This is a genomic window from Salipiger bermudensis (genome assembly GCF_017309175.1).
In the GTDB taxonomy this organism is placed as follows: domain Bacteria; phylum Pseudomonadota; class Alphaproteobacteria; order Rhodobacterales; family Rhodobacteraceae; genus Salipiger; species Salipiger bermudensis.
On the sequence record NZ_JAEKJV010000039.1, the window covers coordinates 1 to 5730 of the forward strand.

8 protein-coding genes and 1 tRNA gene are annotated in these 5730 nt (G+C 64.1%); 8 read left to right on the forward strand and 1 reads right to left on the reverse strand.

Going from position 1 to position 5730, the window contains the following annotated elements; all coding sequences use genetic code 11:
- The first annotated feature begins 263 nt into the window (after positions 1–263).
- The 8 genes from JF542_RS24105 (at position 264) to JF542_RS24495 (ending at position 5655) form a co-directional block, all read left to right on the forward strand.
- Positions 264–677 carry a hypothetical protein gene (locus JF542_RS24105; RefSeq protein WP_207077709.1) on the forward strand — a complete coding sequence of 138 codons (414 nt, stop codon included), beginning with the start codon at positions 264–266 and terminating at the stop codon, positions 675–677.
- 224 nt (positions 678–901) lie between these two features.
- Positions 902–1108, forward strand: coding sequence for a MerR family transcriptional regulator (locus tag JF542_RS24110; RefSeq protein WP_207077710.1), 207 nt, complete (start codon positions 902–904; stop codon positions 1106–1108).
- A gap of 166 nt (positions 1109–1274) precedes the next feature.
- The gene (locus JF542_RS24115) at positions 1275–1772 is read left to right on the forward strand and encodes a hypothetical protein (protein WP_207077711.1); all 498 of its coding nucleotides are present in this window, start codon (positions 1275–1277) and stop codon (positions 1770–1772) included.
- Complete coding sequence (locus tag JF542_RS24120; protein WP_207077712.1) at positions 1765–2997, forward strand: site-specific integrase; 1233 nt, start codon at positions 1765–1767, stop codon at positions 2995–2997. Before JF542_RS24115 ends, JF542_RS24120 begins: the two co-directional genes overlap by 8 nt.
- On the forward strand, positions 2963–4009 hold the full coding sequence (locus JF542_RS24125; protein ID WP_207077713.1) for a site-specific integrase: 1047 nt from the start codon (positions 2963–2965) through the stop codon (positions 4007–4009). Before JF542_RS24120 ends, JF542_RS24125 begins: the two co-directional genes overlap by 35 nt.
- Before the next feature lie 2 nt (positions 4010–4011).
- The gene (locus JF542_RS24485; RefSeq protein ID WP_242533922.1) at positions 4012–4581 is read left to right on the forward strand and encodes a recombinase family protein; all 570 of its coding nucleotides are present in this window, start codon (positions 4012–4014) and stop codon (positions 4579–4581) included.
- Between the two features lie 12 nt (positions 4582–4593).
- On the forward strand, positions 4594–4728 hold the full coding sequence (locus tag JF542_RS24490; protein WP_340689181.1) for a recombinase family protein: 135 nt from the start codon (positions 4594–4596) through the stop codon (positions 4726–4728).
- 126 nt (positions 4729–4854) lie between these two features.
- Positions 4855–5655: a recombinase zinc ribbon domain-containing protein gene (locus tag JF542_RS24495; RefSeq protein ID WP_340689182.1), complete on the forward strand. Its 801-nt coding sequence runs from the start codon at positions 4855–4857 to the stop codon at positions 5653–5655.
- Here the strand turns inward: JF542_RS24495 and JF542_RS24135 are convergent.
- Positions 5612–5688, reverse strand: a tRNA-Met gene (locus JF542_RS24135). The genes JF542_RS24495 and JF542_RS24135 overlap by 44 nt on opposite strands.
- Between the last annotated feature and the right edge of the window lie 42 nt (positions 5689–5730).

Genomic DNA, 5730 nt, shown 5'->3' on the forward strand with positions numbered 1-5730 from the left:
AACCCATCGGAAACATCCCGCCAGCAGAGGCCGAAGCAAACTACCACGCAGCTCTGGAAACTCAGACCATGGCTGCGTAACTTAAATCAACCAGCCTCCGGCAAACCCGGCGCGGTTCAATCGCGGAAATCGAAAGCATCTACGCGTCATATCGAATACTCGGCCACCGGCTCTCCCAGTTCGAGGCGAGGCTGTCGAGGTTAAGTCCAGCACGAGAGCAAGACTCCAAGACCAGTGCCCTGCTCCTAGCCCTGCAGTCGGGAATGTCCGAACTCAAGAAGATATTTGAAGACAGGCGATTGGAAAATGCCTTCGAAGAAGTGCTGAAAATCCGCGGGGCTGTCGCGGACCTGTCGCCAGACGACAAGAGAACGCTGGGTGACGTGCGCCGCATGCCTGTCGTCGAATCCTGCTGCTACGCCTGGTTGGAGGCCGGACAGAAGATCGGCGTCTCGACCGGCACGGTTGGCCCCGACACAGGCAAACGTACCGGGCGCCTGATCGACTTCATCCAGGACGTCAGGTTGATGATCGGCAATCCGGAAAAGCGCTTGAGCGGTGAAACGCTCAAGGAAGACATCGCACGCTTCGAAGAGCTGCACGCTATTCGCACCGAAAACGACCAAGCTCTCGGGGAGCCAACCTTCGGCACCGGCCCTGTCGAAGACGTAGACTAGTCCAGAGGTAGCAATCGTTTTTCAAATTCGTCCGACCCCATGTGCCGGATGTTGAGCGCGCTGTCATGGTCACCCCATGACACGCGCTCCCTTTTCTCGACAGCAGACCGCCTCCGATCTCGATCGGATCAATGATGCTCTCCTCACTCTCGCCCGCCTTCTCGGCGAGGCGGCTGCGAAGGACACGCGTGTCTCCTTCACCCCCGGCGAGGAGATCGCACCCCATGCCCCCGCAAAAGATTCCAACTAAAGGAACTGCCCGTCTCAAGACCGTGAAGCAGGTCGCCTTCGAGGACAACGTGTCCGAGAAGACCGTCCGCCGCGCCATCGACGCGGGCCTGCTCGAGGTGATCCGGACCGGCCCGCGCGGCCGCCTCATCCGCATCCATCCGGACGCCCATATGGCCTACCGTCGCCGCCGCGACTGGTAGGGCCTGCTATCCACAAAAGTCATTTATTAACAGCACTTTACTGATCCGTCAGGAAGACATCCCCTCCGTAAAGAATAGATTTTCGGTGCTACTATCTTCCCGAATGTCCACCTCTGTCCCCTCCGGTCTTCCCGAGACCCACCCTGTCCAGAAAGGAATTCCCCGAATGAAGCACTTTAGCGCCAACGACCTGAGCCTCGCCCTCCTCCCCCATCAGACCCCCATGTTCAGCGATGTTCTCGCCAAGATTGCGGCGGACACCGACCTGAGCGCCACGCGAAAGCGCGACATGGCGTCCGCCCTCAAGCGCGTGGCGGAAGCGCTGGGGAAAGCCCCCAGCAATGTTCCCGCGGAGCTCCGGTGGCTCCAGCCCCGGCTCGAAGCGATCGCCCCGGCGATGATCGGGGTTTCGCAGAAGACCTGGGCCAACCTTGTGAGCAATGCCCGGGCCGCCCTGGTGCATTCCGGGATTGCGAAGCCCAGAACAAACCGGCAACATGTTCTGACCGAAGGCTGGCGAGTGCTGTGGGAAACCGCCCGCGCCAGCGGCAAGATCCACGCTTCGCTCAGCCGCTTTGTCTACTTCCTGGATCGCCTGGGGGGTCGCCCCCGAGGAGGTCGGAGACCCGCGTGTGACCGCGTTCCACGACGCCCTGATGGATGACGAGATCCGCAAGAATCCGGCGGCATCGTTGCGCAACGCGGTCAACGCCTGGAACCGCTCGGTCGATCATATCCCGGAATGGCCGCAGACGCGCTTGAAGGGCGCGGCGCCGAAAGCCCGGACGATCAAGCTACCGCTCGCCACCTTCCCGGCGAGCTTTGCCGCTGATCTTGCGTGCTTCAAGGAGACCACAGGCCGCACGGACTTCCTCGCCGAGCCCGGCACCCGTCCCCTCGCCCCGGCATCGATCGCGACCTATGCCCGCCTGTTGGAGCGCTTCGCGGGAGCTGTGGTGCGGTCTGGCGTCCCCGCCGAAGATATCCCCGATATTGCAGCTCTCCTCTCCGACAAGATGCTCGAGGTCGGCCTTCGCTGGCTCTACGCGCGCAGTGGTACCGCGCTGACCCCGGGCCTGAAACAGACCATCCTGGCGCTGCAGCAGGTGGGGCGTCGCCACCTCGGGCGGGCCGAGCAGCCCGTGCTCGACAAGTACGTGAAGCGCTTGCCCAGGAAGCAGCAGGGGATGACCGAGAAGAACCGCGCGCGCCTGCGCCCGATGCTGGCCCCGCAAATGCGGGCGCGCATTGCCAAGCTGCCGGAGGCCCTGATGAAGCGCGCCGGCACTCAGACGTCCCACAAGGCGTGCCTCCTGCGCGAACAGGCCATTGCCCTAGAAATCCTGCTGTATTGCCCGATCCGCCGCCGCAACCTGCGCTCCATTGACCTCGACCGCCACCTGCAGCGTCCGGGAGACGGACGTGCCTATCTCGTCCTCCCGCAGGACGAGGTGAAGAACCGCAAGATGCTGGAGTTTGAGCTGCCGAAGCGGATCGTTGCGATGATCGAGCGCCACCTTGCCCTGCGCTCGCCGCGGCTCTGCCCGGCAGGAACAACCTATCTCTTCCCCAAGCGCGATGGCAGCGGCCCGATGGCCGACGGGCAGCTTGCGGCCAGCCTCAAGAAATGCCTGCGCCGCGAGCTGGGGCTCGATGTGAACCTGCATCTCTTCCGCCATTTCGCCGCCCACCTTCTTCTCGAGGCCTGCCCCGGTCACTACGAGGCCGCGCGCCGTCTGCTCGGCCATTCGCGGCTGACCAGCACGCTCAACGCCTATACCGGCGTAGAGACCACCTCTGCCAGACCACCTCTGCCGCGCGCGCGTATGCGGATATTGTCGGGAAGCTGCAGCAATGACCCGGACCGTTCGCATTCTGTCCCTTGCTGACTGGCCTGCTGCGGATCAGCAGATGTGGCGCCGCGCCGTCCAGACCGGCGGCCTGTTCGACGATATCGGCCCGCTGTCGCATTTGGCGGACGAGACGCTCGGCATGCTTCGCAGCGGTTACGGAAAATGGCTCACCTGGGTGGCGGACGTCCTGCCGGGGGCACTCTCGGAGCCACCGGACCAGCGCCTCACCAATGCCCGCTACCTGGAGTTCATCGAGGCCAACGCGCATTTGTCGCCCAAGAGCCAGCATCTCTATGCGTCCAGCACCCTGCGGGTCCTGGCGGCCTGCTATCCCACCGTGGACTGGGGCTCCTTCCGAAAGATCGAATTCCATCTCAAACAGAAGGCCGACGACCACGTCAGCCATCGCAAGGACGGGCGTATCCTCTCCGGCCAATTTGTGCTCGCCAGGAGCCTCGAGCTGGAAGCGGAGGCCGAAGCCATCGCATCGCCGCTCCAGGGAGCGCTGCAGCAGCGCAACGGGACGCTGCTGGCCTTCCTGTCGCTGATCCCGCTGCACCGCCGCGCGCTGACCAGCCTCCGGCTCGGCGAGTCCATTCTCTTCGAGGACGGTGACATCCACATCGTGACCAAACCGGAGCTCACCAAGACGAAGACCTACTGGAATACGGTGGTGCCCGAGGTCCTTGTGCCGTCGCTGCAGCGCTACGCAAGCGAAACCCGCCCCTGGCTCATGGCGCGAGGCGGTGCCGAGCATGATAGCCTCTGGGTCACCAAGGATGGCATGCCCCTGACCGGGACGGCAACCGGCACGCTGATCCGCAACCTGACCCAGGACCTCTTCGGCGTGGTGATCTCGCCGCATCTCTTTCGGGACATCGCGGCCACCACGCTGGCCCGCATCTCGCCCGAGGCCGTGGGGCACATCCGCCCCTTGCTCGGCCACAATGGCCATCTGACGGCCGAGAAATACTACAACCACGCCACCGCTCTGGACGTCGGCCGCCGCCACGCGCGCCTGATCGACAGCCTCAAAAAGGACACCTGACCATGCGCACCGCCATCTACGCCCGCTTCTCCTCGGCCTTGCAGCGCGAAGCCTCGATCGAGGACCAGGTGCGGCTCTGCCAAAACCGCGCCCACACAGAAGGCTGGAGCGTCGTGCAGGAGTTCAGCGACATGGCGCTTTCGGGCGCTTCCATGCACCGTCCCGGACTGCAGAGCTTGATTGATCTCGCCGCGCGCGGTGGGCTCGACGTCATCCTCTGCGAGGCCCTGGACCGGCTGAGCCGGGACCAGGCCGACGTCGCCACGCTCTACAAGCAGCTCAACTTCCATAACGTGCGGGTCGTCACCCTCTCAGAGGGCGAGGTCAACGAGCTGCACGTTGGCCTCAAGGGCACGATGAACCAGATGTTCCTCAAAGACCTTGCTGCCAAGACGCGGCGCGGCCTGCGCGGCCGCGTCGAAGCGGGCAAATCTGGTGGCGGCAACGCCTATGGCTATGCGGTGGTGCGCAGGCTGGGTGCAGACGGCCTGCCAGTCACCGGCGAGCGCGAGATCATTCCCGAAGAAGCGGAGATCATTAGCCGCGTGTTCTCCGAATTTTCCACTGGCTAGTCGCCCAAAGCCATCGCCCGCGGGCTCAACGAGGATGGCATCCCCGGCCCGCGCGGCGAGCTCTGGCGCGACACCGCGATCCGCGGGCACCGCATCCGTGGCACAGGCCTTCTCAACAATGAGCTCTATCTCGGGCGCCGCGTGTGAAACCGCCTCCGCTACGTGAAGGACCCGGCGACGGGCAAGCGCGTCTCGCGCCTCAACCCCGAGAGCGACTGGGTCATCCAGTAGGTGCCGGAGCTGCGCATTGTCAGCGACGATCTCTGGGCGTCGGTGAAGGAGCGGCAGGAAAAGATCGACGCCACGCCCGCAGTTCAAGGCATCCGGAAGAGCAAATTCTGGGAAAAGCGCCGCGGCACTCACCTGCTCACCGGCAAGCTTGCCTGCGGCTGTTGCGGCGGCGGCTTTGCCGCGGTCGGCCGGGACTATCTGGCCTGCTCCAACGCGCGCAAGCTTGGCACCTGCGACGCCCGCACATCGATCAAGCGCGCGACCCTCGAAGACGCCGCTCTCGGGCTCCTGCGGGATCGCCTCATGCAACCGGACGCCGTGGCAGAGTTCGTCACTGCCTTCACCAGAGCCGCAAACGCCCAGAGACGTGACGAGGGGATCAAACACGAACAGACCCGCAAGGCCCTCAAGGACGTCGAGCGCAAACTCGCAGGCCTCTATGACGCCATCGCCGATGGCTTACGGACACCGGGGCTGCTGCAGAAGCTGCAGGCGCTGGAAGAGGAGAAGGCCGAGCTGGAGCGCAAGCTCGAGGCCCCTGCCCCGAGCGCGGTACGGTTTCATCCGAAGCTGGCGGAGCTCTATCGGAGCAAGGTCACGGAGCTGTCGGAAGCGCTGAAGGACGATACGATCCGCGTCCCGGCGCTGGACCTGCTGCGCAGCCTGATCGACCGCGTTGTGGTGCATCACGACGCGGAGACGAAAGGGATTACGCTGGAGGTTGAGGGGGCGCTGAGCGCGATGATCGCGCAAGCCCAGCCCGGAGGGCTGGGTGATGTCGATCCGAGTTCGTTAGAACTGGTTGCGGGAGTAGGATTTGAACCTACGACCTTCAGGTTATGAGCCTGACGAGCTACCGGGCTGCTCCATCCCGCGGCGATTTTGCCCTGATTGTGTATTGGTCAGGGTGGATCGTTT

What these genes read in the sequence shown, in the direction of transcription:
- JF542_RS24485 (WP_242533922.1), top strand. Translation starts at nt 4,012, where the DNA reads ATGCGCACCGCCATCTACGCCCGCTTCTCCTCGGCCTTGCAGCGCGAA.
- JF542_RS24110 (WP_207077710.1), top strand. Translation starts at nt 902, where the DNA reads ATGCCCCCGCAAAAGATTCCAACTAAAGGAACTGCCCGTCTCAAGACC.
- JF542_RS24105 (WP_207077709.1), top strand. Translation starts at nt 264, where the DNA reads ATGTCCGAACTCAAGAAGATATTTGAAGACAGGCGATTGGAAAATGCC.
- JF542_RS24120 (WP_207077712.1), top strand. Translation starts at nt 1,765, where the DNA reads ATGGATGACGAGATCCGCAAGAATCCGGCGGCATCGTTGCGCAACGCG.
- JF542_RS24125 (WP_207077713.1), top strand. Translation starts at nt 2,963, where the DNA reads ATGACCCGGACCGTTCGCATTCTGTCCCTTGCTGACTGGCCTGCTGCG.
- JF542_RS24115 (WP_207077711.1), top strand. Translation starts at nt 1,275, where the DNA reads ATGAAGCACTTTAGCGCCAACGACCTGAGCCTCGCCCTCCTCCCCCAT.